The organism is Xanthomonas sp. LF07-6 (genome assembly GCF_034105445.1).
Lineage (GTDB): Bacteria > Pseudomonadota > Gammaproteobacteria > Xanthomonadales > Xanthomonadaceae > Xanthomonas_A > Xanthomonas_A sontii.
Map to the genome: position 1 here is coordinate 219,766 of NZ_JAXGGI010000005.1, position 23,052 is coordinate 242,817.

Consider the following 23,052-nt stretch of genomic DNA (forward strand, 5'->3'; position numbering starts at 1 on the left):
GGCGCCCTGCCTCACCAGTCGTCGCTGCGGAACGGGCCCACCGGCAACTGCTCGCGGTTGACCAGGTCGGCGTCCTCGGGGTTTTCGCTCCAGGCGTAGCGCACTGCCTGCGGCTGCGGCACCGCGTCGCTGTGGACCACCACCTGGTCGCCCTCGATCCGCGCCTGCGCCGGATGGAAGTGGCGATCGGCACCGGCCAGGGCGAAGCCACGCAGCACAGTGCCGCCGCCGCGCACCGCCAGGGTGCTGCCCATCAGGTCGAACATCACCCGCGCCTGGCCATCGGCGAACGTGGCGCGCGCGAACACCGGCGCGCTGTAGACCAGGGTTTCGCCGTAGGCCACATGGCGTGCGACCAGCGCCAGGCGATGCCCCACGTCCTGCTTGTTGGGGGGATGGATGTTGTCCGGCGTGCCGATGTCGATGGTCACCGCCTGCCCGGTGGCCGGCAGCGCCAGCGTCCTGGTCTGCGATTCGCGCAGTTGCGCCCACGGACTCAGGTCGCCCTGGTCGTTGCCGGCCTTCCAGTTGGCCAGTTGCACCCACAGGAACGGCAGCTGCGGCTGTCCGCGCTCCTGCCGCCAGCGCCCGATCAGCGAGGCGAACTGCTCGCGGTAGCGCAGCGCGCCATACGGGTAGGCGTTGCTCTCGCCCTGGTACCAGATCACGCCCTTGACCGGGAACGGCTGCAAGGGATGGATCATCGCGTTGTACAGCAGCGTCGGCACCTGGTTCTTGTCGTCGTTGGCGGCCAGCGTGACCTTGGCCGGGCGGAACCGCCAGTCGCCGGCCAGCGAGCGCGGCTGGCCGCCGTCGGGCTGCACGAAGAACGCCGCCGCATCGCCGGGAATGCCGCCGAAGCCGCCGGTATCCAGGATGCGGATCGCGATGTGGTTGACGCCGGCGCGCAGCGCTGCCGGCGGCACGCGGTAGCGGCGCGGTTCGGTGTAGCGCCCTTCGGTATGGCCGACCTCCACGCCATTGACGTAGGTGGTGTCGGCATCGTCCGCCGGGCCGATGCCCACGAAGGCGCCGGCCTTGGCTTCGGCTGCACTGAGGGTGAAAGTGCTGCGATACCAGGCGACGCCGTCCATGCCGACGTAGCCATGCTGTTCCCACAGCCCCGGCAGCGGCTGGCGGTCCCAGTCGCGGTCGTCCAGATCGGCAGCGGCCCAGCCGGCATCCGCATCCGCGGTGGTCGGCTGTGGCCAGCGCGCCAGGCGCCGCCGGGTCTCGCCAAGGTCCTGTGCGTCCTTGGCCTGCATCTGCGCGATGCGCGTACGTACCTGCGCCGCGTCCACGCCCGGCGAGGCCGCGTCCATCCAGGCCTCGATCGCGCTGCCACCCCAGGTGCTGTCGATGATGCCGATCGGCACGCCGGTGTGCTGGCGCAGGTCGCGCGCGAAGAAATACGCCACCGCCGAGAATGCGCCGGCGGTGGCGGGCGTGGCCGCAACCCAACTGCCGCCGGGCAGCCGCGGCTGCGGCTGCGCCGACCAGGCCTTGGGCACCTTGAAGTCGCGCAGTTGCGGATCCGTCGCCGCCGCCACTTCGCGCGCGCCGTCGCGCGCCTGCGCCAGCGGCCACTCCATGTTGGACTGGCCGCTGGCCAGCCACACGTCGCCGATCAGCACGTCGCCGATACGGCGCTGGCTGCCGTCGCCCTGCACCTCCAGCACGTACGGGCCACCGGCCGCATGCGCCGGCAACTGCAGTTGCCAGCGGCCATCGCGGCCTGCGACCGCACTGGCGCTGGCACCGTCCAGGCGCGCCTGGATGCGTGCGCCAGGCGTGGCCCAGCCCCAGACCGGAATCGGTGCATCGCGCTGCAGGACGGCGCCGTCGGCGAACAGCAACGGCAGTTGCAGTTCCGCCGCGGCCGGCCATGACGCGAACGCCAGCGCCAGCAGCGCCAGGCGAACGGTGGGATGCAGCGGTCTTGCCATGAGCGGTTCCTGCGTCGGGAGGAAAAACCGGCGGCAGCCACCCGCCTCGCCGCAGGCGGACCGCGCGCCGGAGACGGCTGCGCGCCTACCAGTTGGCGCGCAGCACCAGTGAGTAACGACGATCGTTGACGAACCAGCTGCGCGTGTACAGGTGCCGGTCGACCTCGCCATCGCTGTAGGAGGTCGGCCCCATCAGCACCTTGGTCTCCGCGTTGGTGATGTTGTTGGCCTGGATGCCCAGTTGCAGGTGCGGCGAGAACCGATAGAACACCGAGCCGTCGAGCTGGCCGTAGTCGTCCGACCAGGTCGGCAGCTTGGTTGACACGTCGCTGGCGGTCAGCAGATAGCGCGAACGCCAGTTGTAGGCCAGGCGCACCGACAGCGGACCCTTCTCGTAAATGCCGGCGAAGTTGTAGCTGCGCCGCGACAGGCCTTCCAGCGGCAGCGCCACGCCAGTGACGGTGGTCTTGGTGTAGGGATCGGTGGCCGTATTCACGCCGCCGCTGCTGTCGACGAAGGTGAAGTTGGCATTGACGCCGAAGCCGCTCATCCAGCCCGGTAGCGAATCGAAGAACTGGGTGTAGCCGTACTCGAAGCCGCGGATGCGGCCCTTGTCCATGTTGTACGGACGCGTCACCAGGAAATCCTGGCCGCCATAGTTCTCGGTGACGGTCTGGTTGGAGAAGTAGTCCTTGACGCTCTTGTAGAACAGCGTCACGTACATCATGTCGCTGCTGTCGAAGTACCACTCCAGCGCGGCGTCGTACTGGTCGGCCTTCATCGGCTTGAGGTTGGGGTTGCCGGCGGAGCCGGTCCAGTCCTTCAGCGAGCCGTCGTCGTTGACGGTGGCGGTGAGCAGCAGATACGGCTGCAACTGGGTGTAGTCCGGCCGCGCCATCGCCTTGGACGCGGCAAGGCGCAGTTGCAGCGCATCGGAGAACTTGAAGCGCAGGTTCAGGCTCGGCAGCACGTCGGTGTAGCTGCCGCGCGCGTCGTTCGGGAAGTACTGTCCGTAGTACTGGGCCTTGAGCGCATCCGAGGCCGAGGTGGCGGACAGGTCCGGATACTGGCCGTAGCCCGAGGCCTCGGTCCTGGTCTGTACCACGCGCACGCCGATATTGCCGTCCACCGGCACGCCCAGCGCGGTGTCGTTGCCGAAGTACATCACCATGTACGCGGCCTGGGTGCGTTCGAACTGGCGGTTGGTGTCCTGCAACTGGTACTGATCCGGCGCCCAGCCATAACCGCGCAGCGCGACGATCTGCTCGATCAGCGCCGAGGTGCCGGCGTAGTCCTTGACCGCGCTGTTGCGCGGGAAATACAGGTTGTTGGGCACGCGCACATTGCCGCGCAACAGGTTCGAAAAGGAATACAGCGACGAGGACGCGGTCATGTAGCTGGCCAGGTCGGCCAGGCCGGTGGCGGTGCCGGGGATGGTCGCCCAGTTGTCGCTGATCACGCCCCAGTTGTAGCCGGAATTCTTGTTGGTCTGGGTGCGGTCGGTGGCGCGGATGCCGGCACGGAAGGTGCGCAGCCACGGGTTGTCGTCGTAGCTGTACTCCAGGTCGAAGCGCGTGGCCAGTTCGCGGCCGCGGTTCTTCGCGAGGTGATCCATCGCCGCGCTCCAGAAGTAATTGGAGGGGTCGGCGGTGTAGCTCGGGTCGGCCAGGGTCACGGCGGGATACTTGCCGCTGAGGTCGAAGGTCAGGCCCGGCAGATAGATCGAACTGAACAGGGTGAAATCCAGGGTGTCGCTCTGCGACTGCACCAGTTGCATGTCGCCGCGCACGGTCAGCCGGTCGGTCAAACGATGGGTGAAGCCGCCGGACAGATCGGAGGTGGTGGTGCTCTGCCGGGCGTAGCGGTTGTCGGTGTAGAAGCGCACGCCGTCGTTGCCGGTGACGTTGCCGCGCCAGGAACTGGACGCCGGCGACCCGCTGACGAAACGGCCTGCATCGTCGTAGGTGAAGGTGGTGCCCGGCGCCGGCGCGATGGCGTTGGTGTCGTCGTTGAAGAACGCCGCGCGCTCCTGCCAATTCATGTCGTAGGACGAACGCAGGTATTGCACGTAGAGGTCGGTGGCGTCGCTGGGCCGCCACTGGAAGGCGGCCGCCACGCCCTTGCGCTTGCGTTCGAACTCCAGCTGCCGCCAGTTGACGCCACCGGGCACGTAGACCTTGTCGAAGCTGGTGCCAGCCAGCAACGCGGGATCGGTGCGGCGCACGAACGGTTCCACCTGGATGCCGTCGCTGCGCGTGGCCAGTTCCGAGTGCGCCACATCGAGCATGAAGCCCATTTCGCCCAGGCCGGTGTTCCAGCGATCGCTGAACAGGAACGAGCCCGACGGCTTGTAGGTCTTGCTCAGGTCGCCGTAGTTGACGTCGGCGGTGAAGCCGATGACCCGGCCCGGCTGGTCGAACGGCATGCGCGTGCGCAGGTTGACCGTGCCGCCGAGGCCGCCTTCGATGATCTCCGCCGAGGGATTCTTGTACACGTCCACGCCGGCCATCAGTTCGGCCGGCACGTCCTCGAAGCTGAGCCCGCGTCCGCTGGCGGCACTGAAGCTGTCGCGACCGTTGAGTTCGCCGCGCACCTGGGTCATGCCACGGATCATCACCCCACTGCCTTCGGCCGAGAAGTGGTCCGGGTCGTTGCGCGCCATGAAGTGATCGATGGTCACGCCGCTGACCCGCTGCAGGGTCTCGGTGACGCTGCGGTCCGGCAATGCACCGATGTCCTCGGCGCTGACCGAATCGACGATCTGCTCGGCATCGTGCTTGATCGACTGCGACTTGATCAGGCTGCCGCGCACGCCCTTGACCTCGACCGCATCGAGCTGGGTCACCGGGTCGCCCTTCTTGCGCGCGGCAGGCGGTGCGCTCGCAGACTCCGCCTCCTGCGCCAGCGCCTGTGCGCTGAGCAGCAGGCCGATGCTCAGCGCGATGAGCGAACGCGGCAAAACACGGGGACGACGTGACGCTGCGGTCGGCAGAGCCGGACCACAAGAATGCTGCGATGCCATGCGGTTTCCCTCCCAGGAGACATGCACACAGACACGGGCGACGGTCGCACCAGGGCGCCGTCCTGCGAGTTGTGACGGCGTCGGTCTCAGCCGCTGCCGTATCGGATGGCGCCGCTGCGCAGAGGGGCAGGTCGGTCGCTACCGCGATCGGCCGAGACTAGGAATGCACTTGGCGTGAAACAAATGAAAAATTCCCGTCAAGCTATGTGATTCCAGACTAGCGGGATGCGCACCACGGCATGTCTACGAAATCGTCCGTCTGCGACGACATTCAAACGCTCGCCGCCCGCTCGGGATACAGCCGCTTGGCCGCATTGCGCAGCGCCAGCAACACGCGTTCGGCGCCCGGCGGCAGCAGATAGTCGCGGCGGCGCACGATGCCGAACGATTCCATGCGCACGCCCAGCGTGATCGGCAACACCGTCAGCAGCTTGGCCTGTACATACGGCGCCACCGCCTCGGCCGGCAGCGCGGCCAGCAGGTCGCTGCCGCGCAGCAGGCTGGTCATCACCGGCAGCGACGAGGTCTCGATGACGTTCTGCGGCGCCGGCACCGCATGCTCCAGGAACATCGCGTCCAGGCGCGCGCGCAGCACGCTGTCGGCCGGCGGCAGCACCCAGCCGTAGCGGGCCAGGTCGGCATGGCGCAGGTCGGCGCGGGTGGACAGCGGGTGGCCGGCGCGGGCGATCACCGAGTGCGGCTCGTCGGCCAGCGGCTCGAACTCCAGCGCCTCGGCGCCGTAGGGGCCGAGGATGCGCCCGATCACGATGTCGAGCTGACCATCGAGCAGCTTGGCCACCAGCGGCCGGCTGTAGTCCATCTCCACCCGCACCAGGATGCCGGGGAACTCGCGCTTGACCTCGGCGATGGCCTGCGGCACCAGGTTGGTGCCCGGATTGACCACGGTGCCGATCGAGACCTGGCCCATGCGCCCTTCGCACAGTGCGGCGATCTCTTCCTGGGCACGGCCGATCTCCGACATCGCCGCGCGCGCGCGGCGGATCAGCACCTGCCCGTACCAGGTCGGTTCGACCCCGCGCGCGTGGCGCTCGAACAGCTTCACCCCCAGCAGGTCCTCCATTTCCGCCAGCAGCTTGGACGCCGCCGGCTGGGTCATGCTGGCCGCCTCGGCCGCGCGCAGCACCGAACGGTGCTCGTGCAACTGCAGCAGCAGCAACAGATGCCGGGTCTTCAGGCGCGCGGCGTTGAACCAGGGATTGGCGGAAGCATTCATCGTGGGCAGGCGTCCTGGAAGGCGAAACCGCCTATTCGGCGGCGGAATAGAATATGCCTAAAATTTCATTTGCAGAGCATAGCTCACGCGCGCAGGCTACGGTCCATCGCGCCCCCGCCGGCGTCGCCGTTCGTCGGGCACCGGCCTGCCGCGGCGGATGCCGCCGGGTTGGCCAGCGCGCCAACGCACGGGCGCGGACCGTGGCCTCCCGCCTCCGGTCCCGCCGCGGCGTCGCGCTGGCCCGGCGCTTCCGTCACCGTCGTTTCCGCCAGGTATCCCGATGTCCGCCGCTTCCCCGTTCCGACTCCCGCTGATCGCGATCCTGCGCGGTCTCACCCCCGAGGACGCGCTGGCGCACGTCGGGGCGCTGGCCGATGCCGGCTACGACGCGATCGAGATCCCGCTCAACTCGCCGCGCTGGGCCGATAGCATCGGCCCGGCCGCGCAGGCGTTCGGGCAGCGCTGCTGGATCGGCGGCGGCACCGTGCTGCAGATCGGCGACGTCGACGCCCTGGCCGATCTGGGCGCACGCTTCATCGTCACCCCCAACACGCGCCCGCCGGTGATCCGCCACGCGGTGGCGCGCGGCCTGCAGGTGGTGGCCGGCTTCGCCACCGCCACCGAGGCATTCGACGCGCTGGATGCCGGCGCGCAGATGCTCAAGCTGTTCCCCGCCGCCACCTACGGCCCCGGCCACGTGCGCGCCCTGCGCGCGGTGCTGCCGGCGCAGGTGCCGCTGTTCGTGGTCGGCGGCGTCAACACCGAGACCCTGCACGACTACCTCGGCGCCGGCGCGATCGGCGCCGGCATCGGCGGCGAGCTGTACCGCCCCGGCCAGTCGCTCGCACAGACCCAGGCGCATGCCGCCGCCTTCCGCCACGCCTATCTGGACCGCGCATGAAGATCGTCCGCCTCACCACCTACCACGCCGCGCCGCGCTGGCTGTTCCTGAAGATCGAGACCGACGAGGGCATCACCGGCTGGGGCGAGCCGGTCATCGAAGGCCGCGCGCGCAGCGTCGAGGCCGCGGTGCGCGAACTCGGCGACAGCCTGATCGGCAAGGACCCGGCACGGATCAACGACATCTGGCAGATGCTCTACCGCGGCGGCTTCTACCGCGGCGGCCCGATCCTGATGAGCGCCATCGCCGGCATCGACCAGGCGCTGTGGGACATCAAGGGCAAGGCACTGGGCGTGCCGGTGTACGAACTGCTCGGCGGGCGCGTGCGCGACCGCATGAAGACCTACCGCTGGGTCGGCGGCGACCGCCCGGCGGCGACCATCGCGCAGATCCAGGGCTACCGCGACCTCGGCTTCGACACCTTCAAGTTCAACGGCACCGAGGAAATGAAGCTGATCGACGGCCCGCGCGCGGTGGATGCCGCGGTGGCCAAGGTGGCGCAGATCCGCGAGGCGTTCGGCACCGCCATCGACTTCGGCATCGACTTCCACGGCCGCGTCGCCGCGCCGATGGCGCGCGTGCTGCTGCGCGAACTGGAGCCGTTCAGGCCGCTGTTCGTCGAGGAGCCGGTGCTGCCCGAGCAGGCCGAGTACTACCCGCGGCTGGCCGCGTCCACGCCGATCCCGCTGGCGGCCGGCGAGCGCATGTTCTCGCGCTTCGACTTCAAGCCGGTGCTGCAGGCCGGCGGCCTGTCGCTGCTGCAGCCGGATCTCTCGCACGCCGGCGGCATCACCGAATGCCTGAAGATCGCCAGCATGGCCGAGGCCTACGAGGTCGGCCTGGCGCCGCACTGCCCGCTCGGCCCGGTGGCGCTGGCCGCCTGCCTGCAGGTGGACTTCGTCTCGCACAACGCGGTGCTGCAGGAACAGAGCATCGGCATCCACTACAACGAAGGCGCCGACCTGCTCGACTACGTGCTCAACAAGGACGACTTCGCCTGCGACAATGGCGGCAGCATCGCCGCATTGCCCAAACCGGGCCTCGGCGTGGAGATCGACGAGGAGCGCCTGCGCCATGCCAACGCCAACCCACCCGACTGGCACAATCCCATCTGGCGTCACGCCGACGGCAGCATCGCCGAGTGGTGAGCCGATGAGCGTGTCCACTCCGCCCCGCCACACCGCCACGCTGGCGGTGGACAGCCGCTGCGCGCATGGCGAAGGCATGCTGTGGTGCGAACGCCGCGGCGTGCTGTTCTGGGTCGACATCAGCGGCCGCCGCCTGTGGCGCCACGATCCGTCCAGCAACGTCAGCCGCCATTGGGACCTGCCCGACCGCCCCGGCTGCCTGGGCCTGTTCGACGACGGCCGCCTGCTGCTGGCGCTGGCCAAGGGCGTGTACGCGGCCGATCCGGATGCCGCCGCCGAGACCGACGGCGCGTTGCCGCTGCAGCACCTGGCGGACGTGGAACCGGAGCGCGACGACACCCGCAGCAACGACGGCCGCGCCGATCGCCACGGCAACTTCGTATTCGGCACCATGAGCGAACGCGAGGACCAGGCGCCGGTCGGCAGCTTCTACCAATGGTCGGCGCGCCACGGCCTGCGCCGCCTGCCGCTGCCGGGCGTGGCCATTCCCAACGCGATCTGCTTCAGCGCCGACGGCCGCACCCTGTACTACTGCGACTCGGTGCAACCGCGCATCCTGTGCTGCGACTACGACCCGGACAGCGTGCACACCGCCAACAGCCGCGTGTTCGCCGAACTGGACCATGCCGGCGCCGAGCCGGACGGCGCCATCGTCGACGCAGAAGGCCACCTGTGGAACGCGCAATGGCGCGCCTGGCAGGTGGTGCGCTACCGCCCCGACGGCAGCGTCGAGCGGCGCGTCGCCCTGCCGGTCAAGCATCCCACCTGCCCCGCCCTCGGCGGCACCGACGGCGGCACGTTGTACCTGAGCACCTCGCGGCAGGATCACAGCGAGGACGAACTGGCACGCACGCCGCAGGCCGGCGGCGTGTACGTGGCCGCGGTCGGCATCGCCGGCCTGCCCGAAGGACGCATCGCCAGCGCATGATCGTCGTCGATTGGGGAACCAGCAGCCTGCGCGGCTATCGGCTCGACGCCGACGGCGGCATTCTCGACCAGCGCCGCAGCGACCAGGGCATCGCCGCGTGCCAGGGCCGCTTCGCCGCAACCCTGGCCGCCCTGATCGACGGCTGGGACGGCGACGTCGTCCTGTGCGGGATGATCGGTAGCCGCAACGGCTGGATCGAACTGCCGTACGCGCCCTGCCCGGCCGACGCTGCCGCCCTGGCCGCGGCGATGCAGCCGCTACAGGATCCGGCCCTGCCCGGCCGCACGCTGTGGTTCGTGCCCGGCGTGGCCAGCGACGCCGACGCCGTGCCGGACGTGATGCGCGGCGAGGAGACGCAGCTGATCGGCCTGCTCGCGTTGCTCGCGCAGGAACCGCCGACGGCCGAGATCCACCACGTCTGCCTGCCCGGCACCCACAGCAAGTGGGTGACCCTGCAGGACGGGCGCATCGCCTCGCTGGCGACGATGATGACCGGCGAACTGTACGCACTGCTGCGCACGCACAGCCTGCTGGCGCGGCTGATGGACGCCGACGACGGCGTCTTCGATGCGGCCGCGTTCGACGCCGGCGTGCAGCGCAGCGGCGACCCCGGCGGGGTGCTGCATCATCTGTTCGGCGTACGCAGCCTGGGCCTGTTCGAACGCCTGAGCGCCGCCGCGGCACCGTCCTACCTGTCCGGCCTGCTGATCGGCCACGAACTGCTCGCGCACCCCGTCTTGCCGCCGGTGGTGCACCTGGTCGGCGGCAGCGGCCTGCTGGCGCGCTATGCGCATGCGCTGGCCGCACTCGGCAGCCGCGTGCGCACCCATCCGGAGGACCTGGCCGCACGCGGCCTGTATCGGCTGGCGCAGCAGCACGGCGGCCTCGCCGGCTGAGCCGCGCGCGCCGCCCGCCTCCTGCCCAGCACACACGGCGGCGGCGGCCGCTTTGCATTAGAATCACCGGGTTAATCGCCGGATCGAGCCATGCCTTTCGTCGTCACCGAAAACTGCATCAAGTGCAAATACACCGACTGCGTGGAAGTGTGCCCCGTGGATTGCTTCCACGCCGGCCCGAACTTCCTGGTGATCGATCCGGACGAGTGCATCGACTGCACGCTTTGCGAGCCGGAATGCCCGGCCAATGCCATCTACCCCGAGGACGACGTGCCGGCCGGCCAGGAAGGCTTCGTCGCGCTCAACGCGGAACTGGCCAAGGCCTGGCCGGTCCTGACCACGCGCCAGGAACCGCTGCCCGACGCCGCCGAGTGGGACGGCAAGCCGAACAAGCTGCCGCTGCTGCAGAAGTAATCCCGCCGCGGATTCTGCCCCGGTACTGCCCGCCGATCAGTCCATACAAGCGGCGGCTTCAGGGCGCCTCCAACTCGCTTTGCCTCAGTGCAACCGGACACGTGATTAAACCCTGGTAGGACGCGAGGCTTCGCCCGTACCCTCATCCGCCCCTTCGGGGCACCTTCTCCCGGCGGGAGAAGGGAGAAGCCGAAGCCCCTCTCCCCTCGGGAGAGGGGTTGGGGTGAGGGTACGGCGCGCAGAAGCAAGGAGCGGCTCTTATTGCCTTGTTTGAATCAGACGCCACGCGCATCTCGCAGAGCCCATCGCGGCCAACGCCGCTCCTTGCATCCACAAAGAAGCAGCGCAGTGTTCTTGCCGAACGAAAACGGGCGCACTGGGCGCCCGTTTCGCGTTCTGCAGCAGATCCGGCGCAGGCGCCGGACCACACCGGCTCGGCTCAGTGACCCAGCTTGGCCTTCAACGCCGCGATCAGCTTGACCGGCGCCTCGCCGGTGGCCGGCAGGCCGCGCGGATCCACCGCCGAGACGTACACGCCGGCATCCACCGCCACCACGCGCACCAGGAAGTTGCTGCCTTCGTAGGCCACGTCGTAGGAGCCCAGCAGCTGCGCGCGGCTGGCGATGGTGACGCCTTCGATGCCGCCCAGCGCGTCGCCGACCTGGCCGAACACCTGGTCGCGCGTCCCCGGCACCACGAAGCCGCTGTTCGACGCCGCCGGAGCCTGGCCGGCCGGGGCCGCAGGACGCTGCGCCGAGGCCAGCGCCGGCACCTTCATCGCCGCCGAGGTATCGGGCGAGGTCAGATCCGGCGGCACTTCCAGCGGACGCATGTCGGGCGCCAGCGCGTAGTCGCCGCGCGGCTTGCCCTTGTGGAACCAGCTGCAACCGCTGGTGGCCGCGACCAGGGTGGTCGCCAGCACGGCGGCCGACAGCACGCGGACGTAGGGAACGGAAGCACGCATCAATCAATCTCCTGGAGTCAGGCCGCGAGCGTTTCGCGGCTGGATAGGTCTTCCAACGCGGCAGCGTCGGCGGCAAGTCGGTCGGCCGTGGCATGGTGCGCCGCGGACAGCGGCAGCAGCGGCAGCCGCAGGCCCTGGCCGATCCCGGCGCGCTGCAGCAGCGCCTTGACCGGGATCGGGTTGGATTCGATGCCGCAGAACGCATGGAACGGCTGCAGCCGCGCGTCCCAGGCCTGTGCCGGCTCGGCCTGCCGCGCACGCGCCAGGTCGCACAGCCGCCGGTAAGCGCGCGGCAAGGCATTGGAGGCGACCGAGATCAGCCCGTCATAGCCGGCCAGCATCGCCTGCGCGGCGCTGCCGTCGTCGCCGCTGAACACGGCAAAGCGATCGCTGCGCAGGGCGGCGAGCGCGGCGATGCGCTGCGGGTCGCTGCTGGCATCCTTGATGCCGACGATGTTCGGGTGCTGCGCCAGGTGCGCCACGGTCTCCGGCAGCAGGTCGCAACCGGTGCGGCCGGGCACGTTGTACAGCACCACCGGCAGGCCGCCCTGCTCGGCGACCGCGGTGTAATGCGCGACCAGCCCCGCCTGGGTCGGGCGCACGTACGGCGGCGTCACCACCAGCGCATACTGCGCGCCACCGGCGGCGGCGCGCTGGGTCAGCGCCACGGTCTTGGCGGTGCCGGACAGGCCGGTCCCGGCCAGCACCGGTACGCGCCCGCCGATCGTCTGCACCGCCTCGCGCAGGATCCGGTCGTACTCCTCGTCGAGCAGCGTGGCCGCCTCGCCGGTCGATCCCGCCACCACCAGCCCCTGCACGCCGCCGTCGAGCTGGCGTTTGAGCAGCCGCTGCCAGGCGTCGAGGTCGAGGTCGCCATTGCCCTGGAAGGGCGTGGCCAGGGCGGTGATGATGCCGGAGAGGGACAAGATGCCGGATGCTCGCTGGGAGAAGAGGGCCGCGCAGGCTGCGCGGACGGGTCGGCCCCGCACGCGGGGCAGGGTCTCCCCGCATGTTACTTGCGGCCCGAAAGCGCGGGCAAGTATGCTGCACACCATGCCGGGCGACCGCCCGGATGCCGTTCAGCCTTACGCAATGCCGGAAGCCCCTTTGACCGACACCACGCCCCGGCCCGCGCCGACCGAAAACCACCTCCTGATCAACGCCTACACGACGCATCCGGAGTCGCCCTTGTTGCCGGTGACGCGTCGCATCGCCGACAGCGGCTGCAATCTCGTCGATGCGCGCCTGGCCACGGTCGGCCGCGACGTGTCGGTGACTGCGCTGGCGACCGGCTCGTGGGATTCGGTGGCCAAGCTCGAAGCCATGCTCACCCGCCTCGACCGCGAGGAAGGCATGAAGCTGGTGTGGTACCGCACCGGCGCCAAGCAGGCGCAATCCAATCTGCTGCCGTACATCGTCGAAGTCATCGCCGCCGACAAACCGGGCATCCTGTTCCAGTTGGCCGACTTCTTCGACCGCCAGGGCATCACCATCGAGAACCTGCAGAGCACGCGCTACCGCGCCATGCAGACCGGCGCGGAGATGTTCTCGGCGCAGGTGACGATCGGGGTGCCGGCGAACATGCACATCGCCGCCCTGCGCGACGACTTCCTCGAGTTCTGCGACCACCTCAACCTGGACGCGATCATGGATCCGATGAAGTTCTGAGTGCGCCGCGCTGGACACCGACGCAATCGAACGCGGATGATGGCGATGCACGCGGAGGACACCCCATGAAGGACGTCGACACCCTGGACCGCAGCACGCTGGCCTTGCCGCTGGCGCTGTCCGGCGGCGCCAGCGCCACGCTCGGCGATTATGCCGGCCGCTGGCTGGTGCTGTATTTCTACCCGAAGGACAGCACGCCCGGCTGCACCACCGAGGGCATCGAGTTCAACGCACTGCTGCCGCAGTTCGAACAGGCCGGCGCCACTGTGCTCGGCGTGTCGCGCGACTCGGTGAAGTCGCACGACAATTTCTGCGCCAAGCAGGGCTTCCGCTTCGCCCTGGTCAGCGACGCCGACGAGGCGCTGTGCCGCGCCTTCGACGTGATCAAGGAAAAGAACATGTACGGCCGCCAGGTGCTGGGCATCGAGCGCAGCACCTTCCTGCTCTCGCCGACCGGCCAGCTGGTCCGCAGCTGGCGCAAGGTCAAGGTTCCCGGCCACGCCCAGGCCGTGCTAGACGCGCTGCAGGCCGCCGCCCAGCAGTGATCACCGCCGTTTCCCGCACCCCGCATCGCCCTGCCCCGCAGGCAGCGATGGCGCGTCCCTGCTCCTCTTTCAGGAATCCATGATGACCCGAGGCAAGCGCATCTACGTGCTGGATACCAACGTGCTGATGCACGATCCGACCGCGCTGTTCAAGTTCGAGGAACACGACGTGTTCCTGCCGATGCAGGTGATCGAGGAACTGGACAATGCCAAGAAGGGCATGTCCGAAGTCAGCCGCAACGCGCGCCAGGTCAGCCGTTTCCTCAACGAGCTGATCGAGGGCGCCGGCGCCGAGCAGATCGAATCCGGCATTCCGCTCAGCCATCCGCAGGGCATCCAGCTCAAGAGCACCGGCGCCATCGGCCGGCTGTACTTCCAGGTGCGCCCGGTCGAGCCGGGGCGCAGCTTCGGCAGCGTGGCCCCGGACAACAAGATCCTTGCCGCGGTGCTGGCGCTGCGCGAGGAGCAGCCGGAAATCCCGGTGATCCTGGTGTCCAAGGACATCAACCTACGGATCAAGGCGGCGATCAGCGGCCTGGTCGCCGAGGACTACGAGAACGACCGCGCGCTCGACGATTTCAGCCTGCTCTACACCGGCGCGATCGAACTGCCGGAGGATTTCTGGCAGAAGCACAACCAGGACCTGCGCAGTTGGAGCGACAAGGGCCGCACCTGCTACGAGATCGCCCTGGCCGCCGACGAGGACTGGTATCCGAACCAGTACCTGTACCTGCCGGGCGAGGACGAAGTGGAACTGCGCGTGGTCAAGGTCAACGCCGAGCGCAAGGCGACGCTGGCGCTGGTCGACGACTTCCGCAGCGGCCAGCACGCGGTGTGGGGCATCGCCGCGCGCAACCGCGAGCAGAACTTCGCGCTCAACGCGCTGATGGACCCGGAAATCGACTTCGTCACCCTGCTCGGCACCGCCGGCACCGGCAAGACCCTGCTGGCGCTGGCCGCGGGCCTGGCGCAGACCATGGACCAGCAGCGCTACCGCGAGATCATCATGACCCGCGCCACGGTCAGCGTCGGCGAGGACATCGGCTTTTTGCCCGGCACCGAGGAAGAGAAGATGACGCCGTGGATGGGCGCGCTCACCGACAACCTGGAAGTGCTCACCCACACCCAGGAAGGCGGCACCTGGGGCCGCCAGGCCACCAACGACCTGCTTGCCAGCCGCATCAAGATCCGCTCGATGAACTTCATGCGCGGGCGCACCTTCCTGTCGCGCTACCTGATTCTGGACGAGGCGCAGAACCTGACCCCGAAGCAGATGAAGACGCTGATCACCCGTGCCGGCCCCGGCACCAAGATCGTGTGCCTGGGCAACGTCGAACAGATCGACACGCCGTACCTGACCGAGACCACCTCCGGCCTGACCTACGCGGTGGACCGCTTCAAGGCCTGGCCGCACAGCGCACACATCACCCTGCGCCGCGGCGAGCGCTCGCGCCTGGCCGACTACGCCTCGGAGGTCCTGTGAACGCGGCGGCCGGCGTGCGCCTGGCAGGCATGGCGCTGGCCATGGCCCTGCTCGGCGCCTGCGCCACCGCGCGCGGGCCGGCCATGGTGCCGACCGCGGTCAAGGCCGGGCAGTCGTGGATCGTCACCCGCAACAGCACCGCGACGCAGGTGCTGGACACCTGCTCGCGCGACAGCCCGGCGCGCCAGGACGGCGCGGTCACCGGCTACTGGATTCCGACCCCGGAACAGATCGCGCAACTGGAAGCGCATCTGGCGCAACTGCAGCCGCAGATCACCGACCCCAGCGCGTCCGATCGCCAGTACGTCGGCATCCTGTACCGCGGCAAGCAGGCGATCTACGTCAACGCCTTCGCGCCGGACGACAGCAGCGAGCGCGACCCCACGGTCGACGCGGTCAAGGCCTGCGGCGGCGGCAACCGTTTCTGGGGCGCGGTCTACGACCCGGCGAGCGCCCGCTTCTCCGAGATCGCGGTCAACGGCGCACGTTGAGATGGCTGCGGTCAGGTGCCACTGGTGGCGTGCCGGGGCGGCCGCGCACCGCGGTCGCCGCGCCGCGGCCGCATCGCGCGCGGCATGAACCTGGAACTGCCCCGCTGGGCCTGGGCCTTCGCGGGCACGCTGGCCGCGGTCGCCGGCATGGTCAACGTGGTCGGCTATCTCGGTTTCGAACATCAGGCGGTCACCCACCTCACCGGCACCACTACCCTGCTCGGCGCGGCGCTGGCCGATGGCGACGCCCGCGCGATCGCGCAACTGGTCGGCGTGGTCCTGGCCTTCCTCGGCGGATCGATGCTCGGCGGCTTCATCGTGCAGGACAGCCGCCTGCGCCTGGGCCGGCGCTACGGCGTGGCGCTGGCGCTGGAAGCGCTGCTGCTGCTGGCGGCGATGCAGGCGTTCAAGCAGCAGCAACTCGCCGGCGCCGTGCTCGCGGCGATCGCCTGCGGCCTGCAGAACGCCACCACCACCATCTACAGCGGCGCGGTGGTGCGCACCACCCACCTCACCGGCATGTTCACCGATCTGGGCATCGGCCTGGGCCAGGCGCTGCGCGGCCTGCCGCTGCCGCGCCGGCGCATCCGCCTGAGCCTGCTGATCATCGGCGGTTTTCTGTGCGGCGGCGTGCTCGGCGCCTGGGCCTATCGGCAGGTCGGCTTCGACGCACTGCTCGGCCCCGCCCTGCTGACCGGCACGGTCGGCACGCTGTACGCGCTGCAGGCGCACTACCGCAGCCGCGAGCGCTGAAGGCGCGGCCGAGTGCATAACCCGCGCCGGCCCTGCACAATCGGCGCATGAGCGAACCCACCGTCGTCTCCGCACTGAGCATCGCCGGCACCGATTCCGGCGGCGGCGCCGGCATCCAGGCCGACCTCAAGACCTTCGCCGCGCACCGCGTGCACGGGCTGGCGGCGGCCGCCGCGCTGACCGCGCAGCACACCCGCGGCGTCACCGCGGTGCACGTGCCGCCGCTGTCGTTCCTGCGCGCGCAGATCGATGCCTGCTTCGCCGACTTCGACATCGGCGCGGTCAAGCTCGGCATGCTCGCCAACGCCGAGGTGATCCACGTGGTCGCCGATGCGCTGCAAGAATATCGCCCACCCTGGGTGGTGCTGGACCCGGTGATGGTCGCCACCAGCGGCGCCAAGCTGCTGCAGGACGATGCCCTGGATGCGCTGCGCCAGCGCCTGCTGCCGCTGGCGACGCTGGTGACGCCGAACGTACCGGAAGCGCAGTTGCTGCTCGGCCGCCCGATCGACACCGCCGACGACGCCGAGCACGCCACCGCCGCGCTGCTCGAGGCCGGCGCGCAGGCGGTACTGCTCAAGGGCGGCCACCTGCAGGAAGGCCAGCGGGTGATCGACCGCTACGACGACGGCGTCAGCCGCAGCGAGTTCAGCCATGCGCGGCTGCCGCTGGACGCGCACGGCACCGGCTGCACCCTGGCCGCGGCGATCGCCGCACAGCTGTGCCAGGGCCTGGCGCTGCCGGCCGCCTGCGAAGCGGCGATCGACTATGTGGCGCGCGCCCTGCGCGGCAGTTACCGGCCCGGCCGCAGCGACGTGGCAGTGCTGGATCACTTCGGCGCGGCGCGCGGCCCATGAGCGCAGCGCCCATCGCCGCGACGGCGATCGCCGAGCACGCCCTGCCCGTCGCCGCGGCCGACGGCCATCGCTGGAGCTTGCTGGCGCGCCTTCCCGACGCGCCGCGGCAGGCGCTGCTGTGGCTGCCGGCGCTGGGCGTGGCTGCGCGCCACTACTTGCCGTTCGCCGAAGCGCTGGCCGCACACGGCGTCGCGGTGTTCCTGCACGAATGGCGCGGCAACGGCAGCAGCACGCTGCGGCCGTCGCGGCAGTGCGACTGGGGCTATCGCGCCCTGCTGCAACTGGACCTGCCCGCCAGCCAGGCGGCGATCGCCGGGTGTGGGATCGCGGCGCCGCTGCTCGTCGGCGGCCACAGCCTCGGCGGACAGCTCGCCTGCTGCCACGCCAGCCTGCAACCACAGGCCTTCGCCGCGCTGTGGCTGGTCGCCAGCGGCACGCCGTACTGGCGCCGTTTCCCCGCACCGCGCGGCTATCTGCTGCCGCTGGCGTACCGCTTGCTGCCATGGCTGGCGCAGCGGCAGGGCGTGCTGCATGGACGCCGCCTGGGCTTCGGCGGCACCGAAGCGCGCGGCCTGATCGCCGATTGGGCGCGCGTCGGCCGGAGCGGCCGCTACGCCGCGGCCGGCCTGGCGATCGACCTGGAGGCGCAACTGGCGCATCTGACACTGCCGGCGCGCGGCGTGGTGCTGCAGGACGACTGGCTGGCGCCGGAGAGCTCGCTGCGCGGTCTGCTCGACAAGCTGGCCACGCCGGCGCCGCAGATCCGCTGCCTGGACGCCACGCAACTGGGCGTGGCCGCCGACCATTTCGCCTGGATGAAGCGGCCTGCGGCGGTGGCCGCGGCGTTGCTAGCCGGGGATCGGTGAAATTTTTCGGAAAGAGCATTGACGGGCCTGATCGACTCCCGCATAATTCCGCTCCTGACGACGCGCCCGTAGCTCAGTTGGATAGAGTACCTGGCTACGAACCAGGCGGTCGGGAGTTCGAATCTCTCCGGGCGCACCAGTCAGATGAAAAACGACAAGCCACCGCTTGTCGTTTTTTTTTGCCCTGCCGCGGCGAGGCGATCGCATCGAGACCGCTCCGGGAGCGCACTCGTTCGCGATTCGTCATGCCGTCGACACGCAGGTGTAGACGAATCGCCGCAACTCGTGAATAATCCCGCGCCTGACAACGCGCCCGTAGCTCAGTTGGATAGAGTACCTGGCTACGAACCAGGCGGTCGGGAGTTCGAATCTCTCCGGGCGCACCAGTCAGATCAAAAACGACAAGCCAGCGCTTGTCGTTTTTTTTGCCTGCGTGATTCCGATTGCACGACGCGCGCAACGACGAGTGACGCATGCGCACACGGAAGATGTGCCGATCACGGCACCGCCTCGCGCATCGGCACTTCAACTCCAGCGCCGGCGATCCGCCAGACATTGCGAGGCGGCGGCGGCGGCGGCGCGCGCCGCCTCGGCCTCGCGTACGCGAACGCAGAGACCCCTGCCCGGCTCAGGCGATGGTATCCACCACGCCGCCATCGACGCGCAGCGCCGCACCGGTGGTCGCGGACGCTTGCGGCGAGGCGACGTAGACGCAGAGATTGGCGACCTCTTCCACCGTCGCGGCGCGGCGGATGATCGAGCTGGCGCGATGCGCCTTGACGAAGTCGGCAGCCACCTCGTCCAGCGGCTTGCCGGACTGTTGCACCTGGTCGGACAACATGGCGGCGACGCCTTCCGTCAGCGTCGGCCCGGGCAGGATGGCATTCACGGTGACGCCGGTGCCGGCCATGCGCTTGGCCAGCCCGCGCGACAGGGCGAGATCGGCGGTCTTGGTCACGCCGTAGTGAATCATCTCGACCGGGATGTTGAGTCCGGACTCGGACGAGACGAAAAGCACACGCCCCCACCCCTTGTCCGCCATCGCCGGCAGATACGCGCGGGAAAGCCGCACGCCGGACAGCACGTTCACCGCCAGGAAGCGCTCCCATTCCGCGTCGGGCGTGTCGAAGAAGTCCTGCATGCCGAAGATGCCGGCGTTGTTGACCAGGATGTCGACGGCAGGAAGCGCCGCGACGATCGACTCGCAGCCGGCCGCGGTCGCCACGTCGCCCACTACGGCCCGCACGCGGGCATTGGCGAGGTCGCGCTTGAGGGTAGCCGCCGCGGCCTCGGTGCGGGCCTGGTCGCGGCCGTTCAGCGCGACCTCGGCGCCCGCCGCGGCCAGGCCCTTGGCGATGCCGAAACCGATGCCGGCGGTGGAGCCGGTGACGAGGGCGGTTTTACCGGATAGATCGATGTGCATGGCTGTCTCCAAGGATGAGGTTGAGGATGAGGAGTCGCTTCGGCGCACGCCGTGCGAGGTCGTCGCCGCAGACACACGCTGGCCGCGCCGGTCGTGCTGTCGATTCGTTCTGTCGATTCATCATCTGCGCATCCAACCGCAAGGCAAGACACGGCAAGTGAACGTCACGACGTGAACCTCGCCCATTGCAGCAGGTCGCCGCATCAGCGAGGCGCAGACGGCACAGGCAAGAGGATCAAGCGCATGACGGCATAACTTGCTCTGCCGTGCACAGCCGCCCGCACGCGCCTGCGGACAACGCACCTGCCTGCATCAGCCGGCGCGCACGCACGGCTGTGCATCGCAGGCGCCATCGACAGGCATGACGCCTCCGCCACACCGACTCACGCCGCGATCGCGTCGCCCTTCGGCGGCGGCGCCACGGCAGCCGCAGCGTCCACCGCGACCAGCGGATGGCCCGCCGCACGCCACGCATCCAGGCCACCGCGCAGCGGCAGCACACTTTCGAAAGCGTGCTGGCGCAGACGCTTGGCCAGGATCGCGGCCGACACCTCGTTCGGACAGGCGCAGTAGATGACGATCCTGCGATCGCGCGGCAAGCGCGCGACGAGCGCATCGACCTGGCGATCGTCCACTTCCAGCGCACCGGGAATGGCGAACGGCTCCAGCGTGCGATAGCCGGGAGCGCGAATATCCAGCAGCAGCGGCGGCGCCTCGCCCTGCAACAGCGCGTGCAGTTCATCGACGTCGATACGCTGCATCTCCATCGCCTTGCGCAGCGACTGCCGGCGCCAGGCGCGGTAGCCGACGTACAGCGCCAGCAGGCCGACCAGCAGCAACGCCGCGCGCCTGCCGAGCAGGCTCAGCCAGTCCAGCAAGTCCTGCACCTGGTCGGCGAAGCACAGGCCCAGCAACAACCCGACACCCGCCCACAAGGCCGCGCCCAGCGCGTCGTAGCGCAGGAAGGCCGTCGGACGCACGCGCATCGCGCCGGCCATCGGCACCGACACCATCGACAGGCCGGGCACGAACTTGGCCACCGCCAGCACGCGCACACCCCAGCGCGCATAAAAGCGCTCGGTGCGCTTCATGCAGGTGTCGCGCGACAGCGACAGCCGGCACAGCGACTGCAGCGTGCGATTGCCGTAGCGACGGCCGGCGCCGAACCACAGTAGATCGCCGACCAGGCTGGCCGCGATCGACACGGACAAGGCGCCGAGCAGCGCACTCCACATCGCCGCGCCATCGAGCAGCGCATAGGTCGCCCCGACCAGGATCAACGTGGGCAGTGCCGGCACCGGCAGGCCCAGCGACAAGGCCAGGACGTTGACGAACACCAGCCCGAGTCCATAGCGCGCAATCAGGTCCTGCATGGCGTGGCGGGTGGAAAGAAGAAGATGCCGCGCATTATCCTCCCGTCGCCCACCGCGCGCGCAGGCATCACGGCATCACCGGCGGAACAGACCCATCCATCGCCGCCGCGGAGAACGCTTTGCCGTTGCCCCGCACGCCATCACCCGCCCTCGTCCAGCCGCGCCGCCATCTGCTCCAGCCATGCCGCGAACACGCCCGGCTGGCGCATGCGCGCGCGCCACCAGGCCAGCGCCGCGCCCTCCTCGCCGCTGCGCCAGGCCAGCTGGAACACCTCGTCCGGCTTCGGCTCCTCCACGGCCTTGCGCACCAGCGTGCCACGCGCCAGCGCCGCGCGCGCATACGGCTCGGGCAGGAAGCCGAAGCCGAGTCCGGCCAGTTGCAGCCGATACTTGCTGCGCATGTCCGGCACGGTCAGCGCGTCCTGGCCGAACAGCAGCCCGACCGTGCGCGGCAGCAGCCGCCGTGCCGAATCCGCCACCGCAATCGCACGATGCGCGCTCAACTGGCTGCGGCTGAGCGGTTCCGGCGCCTGCGCCAGCGGGTGCCCGGGCGCGACCGCGAACACGAACGGCAGCGTGCCCAGCGGCTCGGTCACGTAGCCGCCGCCGCTGGGGCCTGCGCCGGCCGCCCCGACCAGAAGATCCACCCGCCGGTCCAGCAGCGCCTCCCAGGTGCCGGACAATGATTCCTGCACCACCCGCAGCCGGGTGCGATCGGCGACCGCGTAGAACGCCGCCATGTCCTGCGCCAGGCATTCCGGCGCGAACACCGCATCCAGGCCCAGCGCGAACTCGGTCTCCCAGCCCGAAGCGACGCGGCGCACGCGCAGTTCCAGATCGCCAGCGGCGCGCAGCAGGTGGCGGCCTTCGCGCAGCAGTTCGGCCCCCGCGGCGGTCGGCACCGCCTTCGGCCCGATCCGCTCGAACAGTTGCACGCCCAGATCCTCCTCCAGCTTGGCAACGGTGTAGGAAATGGTCGACGGCACCTTGTGCAGCGCCTTGCCGGCGGCCGAAAACGAGCCGCGACGGTCGATGGCGTCGAGGATCTGCAGGGCATCGAGGCTGAGCTTGAGCATTCGAATTTTTCGATGATGGATGCCGAATCTATCCGTTTTTCAAACCCGGCGACAGCGCCGATACTTGTTTCCAAGCCGAAGCGCAGGCGAAGCCAACCCGACCGGCGCTTTCGATCCACTTGCACATCAATGCCACCAAGGAGCCTCCCATGCTGCAGATCCGCCCCGCCAATACCCGTGGCCGCGCCGAACACGGCTGGCTGTCCTCGCGCCACACCTTCTCCTTCGGCCACTACCACGACCCGCGCCACATGGGCTTTGGGCCGCTGCGGGTGATCAACGAGGATCGCGTGCAGCCGGGCCAGGGCTTCGGCACCCACGCCCATCGCGACATGGAGATCCTTTCCTACGTGATCGAGGGCGCGCTGGAGCACAAGGACAGCATGGGCAACGGCTCGGTGCTGCGCTACGGCGACGTGCAGCGCATGAGCGCCGGCTCCGGGGTCACCCACAGCGAGTTCAACCACTCCGCCAGCGAGCCCGTGCACTTCCTGCAGATCTGGGTGATGCCCGAGCGCGCCGGGATCGATCCGGGCTACGAGGAGAAGCACTTCGCCCCGGACAGCAAGCGCGGCCAGCTGCGCCTGATCGCCGCCCCGCAGGGCGAGGACGGTGCGGTGCGCATCCATCAGGACGCGCGCATCTACGCCTCGATCCTCGACGGTGATGCGCGCCTGGACTACCCGCTGGCGGCCGGGCGCGGCGCCTACGTGCAGGTGGTGCGCGGCACGCTGAGCGTCAATGGACAGACCCTGCAGGCCGGCGACGCGGTCCAGGCGGTCGACGAGGCCAGCCTGCAGTTCGCCGATGCCCAGGACAGCGAGTTCCTGCTGTTCGACCTGCCGCGCTGAGCAGGTCAGGCCAGGTCGCGCCCGCGGCCCACTGGACCGGGCCGCGACGGTTTCGCGAAATCCGCCCACGCAGCGGCGCCACGGCGTCGCTGCGTGGGTCGCTGCATTCGCGGCAATGCCCGCATCCTCACGCCATCCTCGGCACCCCGTAACGCGTCCTGCACGGCCTCCACGTCAATGCTTCCGCTCTCCCTCCCCTACTGCCGGCGTGCC

At 69.6% G+C, this 23,052-nt stretch carries 21 protein-coding genes and 2 tRNA genes; 15 read left to right on the forward strand and 8 right to left on the reverse strand.

From position 1 onward, the window contains the following. Window positions 1-11 precede the first annotated feature (11 nt). From SLW56_RS11095 to SLW56_RS11105, 3 genes are all read right to left on the reverse strand, one after another. Window positions 12-1,946, reverse strand: coding sequence for a sialate O-acetylesterase (locus SLW56_RS11095; RefSeq protein WP_320694831.1), 1,935 nt, complete (start codon window positions 1,944-1,946; stop codon window positions 12-14). Window positions 1,947-2,031: 85 nt separating this feature from the next. Further along, entirely contained in the window at window positions 2,032-4,968 is a 2,937-nt protein-coding gene (locus tag SLW56_RS11100; protein ID WP_320694832.1) for a TonB-dependent receptor, read from the reverse strand. A 271-nt stretch (window positions 4,969-5,239) separates the two neighbouring features. After that, entirely contained in the window at window positions 5,240-6,202 is a 963-nt protein-coding gene (locus tag SLW56_RS11105) for a LysR substrate-binding domain-containing protein (protein WP_017913161.1), read from the reverse strand. A 280-nt stretch (window positions 6,203-6,482) separates the two neighbouring features. Between SLW56_RS11105 and SLW56_RS11110 the strand changes: the two genes are divergently transcribed. From SLW56_RS11110 to fdxA, 5 genes are all read left to right on the forward strand, one after another. Next, window positions 6,483-7,103, forward strand: coding sequence for a 2-dehydro-3-deoxy-6-phosphogalactonate aldolase (locus tag SLW56_RS11110; protein ID WP_041500105.1), 621 nt, complete (start codon window positions 6,483-6,485; stop codon window positions 7,101-7,103). Beyond that, window positions 7,100-8,251: a galactonate dehydratase gene (gene dgoD, locus SLW56_RS11115; protein ID WP_017909522.1), complete on the forward strand. Its 1,152-nt coding sequence runs from the start codon at window positions 7,100-7,102 to the stop codon at window positions 8,249-8,251. Before SLW56_RS11110 ends, dgoD begins: the two co-directional genes overlap by 4 nt. Before the next feature lie 4 nt (window positions 8,252-8,255). Then, entirely contained in the window at window positions 8,256-9,179 is a 924-nt protein-coding gene (locus SLW56_RS11120) for an SMP-30/gluconolactonase/LRE family protein (RefSeq protein ID WP_267118066.1), read from the forward strand. After that, entirely contained in the window at window positions 9,176-10,075 is a 900-nt protein-coding gene (locus SLW56_RS11125) for a 2-dehydro-3-deoxygalactonokinase (RefSeq protein ID WP_295942444.1), read from the forward strand. The genes SLW56_RS11120 and SLW56_RS11125 overlap by 4 nt, the downstream gene beginning before the upstream one ends. A gap of 90 nt (window positions 10,076-10,165) precedes the next feature. Next, complete coding sequence (gene fdxA / locus SLW56_RS11130) at window positions 10,166-10,489, forward strand: ferredoxin FdxA (RefSeq protein ID WP_017909525.1); 324 nt, start codon at window positions 10,166-10,168, stop codon at window positions 10,487-10,489. A gap of 439 nt (window positions 10,490-10,928) precedes the next feature. On the opposite strand, the gene SLW56_RS11135 is transcribed toward fdxA, so the two are convergent. Then, window positions 10,929-11,453, reverse strand: a complete 525-nt coding sequence (locus SLW56_RS11135; protein ID WP_010343910.1) for a hypothetical protein — start codon at window positions 11,451-11,453, stop codon at window positions 10,929-10,931. Between the two features lie 17 nt (window positions 11,454-11,470). Then, complete coding sequence (gene dapA, locus SLW56_RS11140; RefSeq protein WP_320694833.1) at window positions 11,471-12,379, reverse strand: 4-hydroxy-tetrahydrodipicolinate synthase; 909 nt, start codon at window positions 12,377-12,379, stop codon at window positions 11,471-11,473. A 166-nt stretch (window positions 12,380-12,545) separates the two neighbouring features. On the opposite strand from dapA, the gene SLW56_RS11145 reads away from it, so the two are divergent. The 9 genes from SLW56_RS11145 to SLW56_RS11185 all read left to right on the forward strand — a co-directional run bounded on the left by SLW56_RS11145 (window position 12,546) and on the right by SLW56_RS11185 (window position 18,502). Further along, a complete protein-coding gene (locus SLW56_RS11145; protein ID WP_087943489.1) occupies window positions 12,546-13,121 on the forward strand; it encodes a glycine cleavage system protein R in 576 nt (191 codons plus the stop codon). A 65-nt stretch (window positions 13,122-13,186) separates the two neighbouring features. Continuing rightward, window positions 13,187-13,666 (forward strand): peroxiredoxin, encoded by a 480-nt coding sequence (locus SLW56_RS11150; protein ID WP_320694834.1) that lies wholly within the window; start codon window positions 13,187-13,189, stop codon window positions 13,664-13,666. 82 nt (window positions 13,667-13,748) lie between these two features. Next, a complete protein-coding gene (locus tag SLW56_RS11155) occupies window positions 13,749-15,149 on the forward strand; it encodes a PhoH family protein (protein ID WP_026144466.1) in 1,401 nt (466 codons plus the stop codon). Next, window positions 15,146-15,640, forward strand: a complete 495-nt coding sequence (locus tag SLW56_RS11160) for a hypothetical protein (RefSeq protein WP_320694835.1) — start codon at window positions 15,146-15,148, stop codon at window positions 15,638-15,640. The genes SLW56_RS11155 and SLW56_RS11160 overlap by 4 nt, the downstream gene beginning before the upstream one ends. Window positions 15,641-15,724: 84 nt before the next feature. Then, complete coding sequence (locus SLW56_RS11165; protein WP_148828178.1) at window positions 15,725-16,393, forward strand: YoaK family protein; 669 nt, start codon at window positions 15,725-15,727, stop codon at window positions 16,391-16,393. 47 nt (window positions 16,394-16,440) lie between these two features. Next, window positions 16,441-17,250: a bifunctional hydroxymethylpyrimidine kinase/phosphomethylpyrimidine kinase gene (thiD, locus tag SLW56_RS11170; RefSeq protein WP_320694836.1), complete on the forward strand. Its 810-nt coding sequence runs from the start codon at window positions 16,441-16,443 to the stop codon at window positions 17,248-17,250. Beyond that, a complete protein-coding gene (locus SLW56_RS11175) occupies window positions 17,247-18,116 on the forward strand; it encodes an alpha/beta fold hydrolase (RefSeq protein ID WP_150409710.1) in 870 nt (289 codons plus the stop codon). Before thiD ends, SLW56_RS11175 begins: the two co-directional genes overlap by 4 nt. Window positions 18,117-18,178: 62 nt before the next feature. After that, window positions 18,179-18,255: transfer RNA gene (locus tag SLW56_RS11180), tRNA-Arg, on the forward strand. 170 nt (window positions 18,256-18,425) lie between these two features. Continuing rightward, window positions 18,426-18,502: transfer RNA gene (locus SLW56_RS11185), tRNA-Arg, on the forward strand. A 242-nt stretch (window positions 18,503-18,744) separates the two neighbouring features. Here the strand turns inward: SLW56_RS11185 and SLW56_RS11190 are convergent. From SLW56_RS11190 to SLW56_RS11200, 3 genes are all read right to left on the reverse strand, one after another. Further along, window positions 18,745-19,539 carry an SDR family oxidoreductase gene (locus SLW56_RS11190; RefSeq protein WP_320694837.1) on the reverse strand — a complete coding sequence of 265 codons (795 nt, stop codon included), beginning with the start codon at window positions 19,537-19,539 and terminating at the stop codon, window positions 18,745-18,747. A 383-nt stretch (window positions 19,540-19,922) separates the two neighbouring features. Then, the gene (locus tag SLW56_RS11195) at window positions 19,923-20,912 is read right to left on the reverse strand and encodes a DedA family protein/thiosulfate sulfurtransferase GlpE (RefSeq protein ID WP_320694838.1); all 990 of its coding nucleotides are present in this window, start codon (window positions 20,910-20,912) and stop codon (window positions 19,923-19,925) included. 140 nt (window positions 20,913-21,052) lie between these two features. Next, the gene (locus SLW56_RS11200) at window positions 21,053-21,988 is read right to left on the reverse strand and encodes a LysR substrate-binding domain-containing protein (protein WP_320694839.1); all 936 of its coding nucleotides are present in this window, start codon (window positions 21,986-21,988) and stop codon (window positions 21,053-21,055) included. 149 nt (window positions 21,989-22,137) lie between these two features. Between SLW56_RS11200 and SLW56_RS11205 the strand changes: the two genes are divergently transcribed. After that, window positions 22,138-22,839: a pirin family protein gene (locus SLW56_RS11205; protein WP_320694840.1), complete on the forward strand. Its 702-nt coding sequence runs from the start codon at window positions 22,138-22,140 to the stop codon at window positions 22,837-22,839. The last annotated feature ends 213 nt before the right edge of the window (window positions 22,840-23,052 follow it).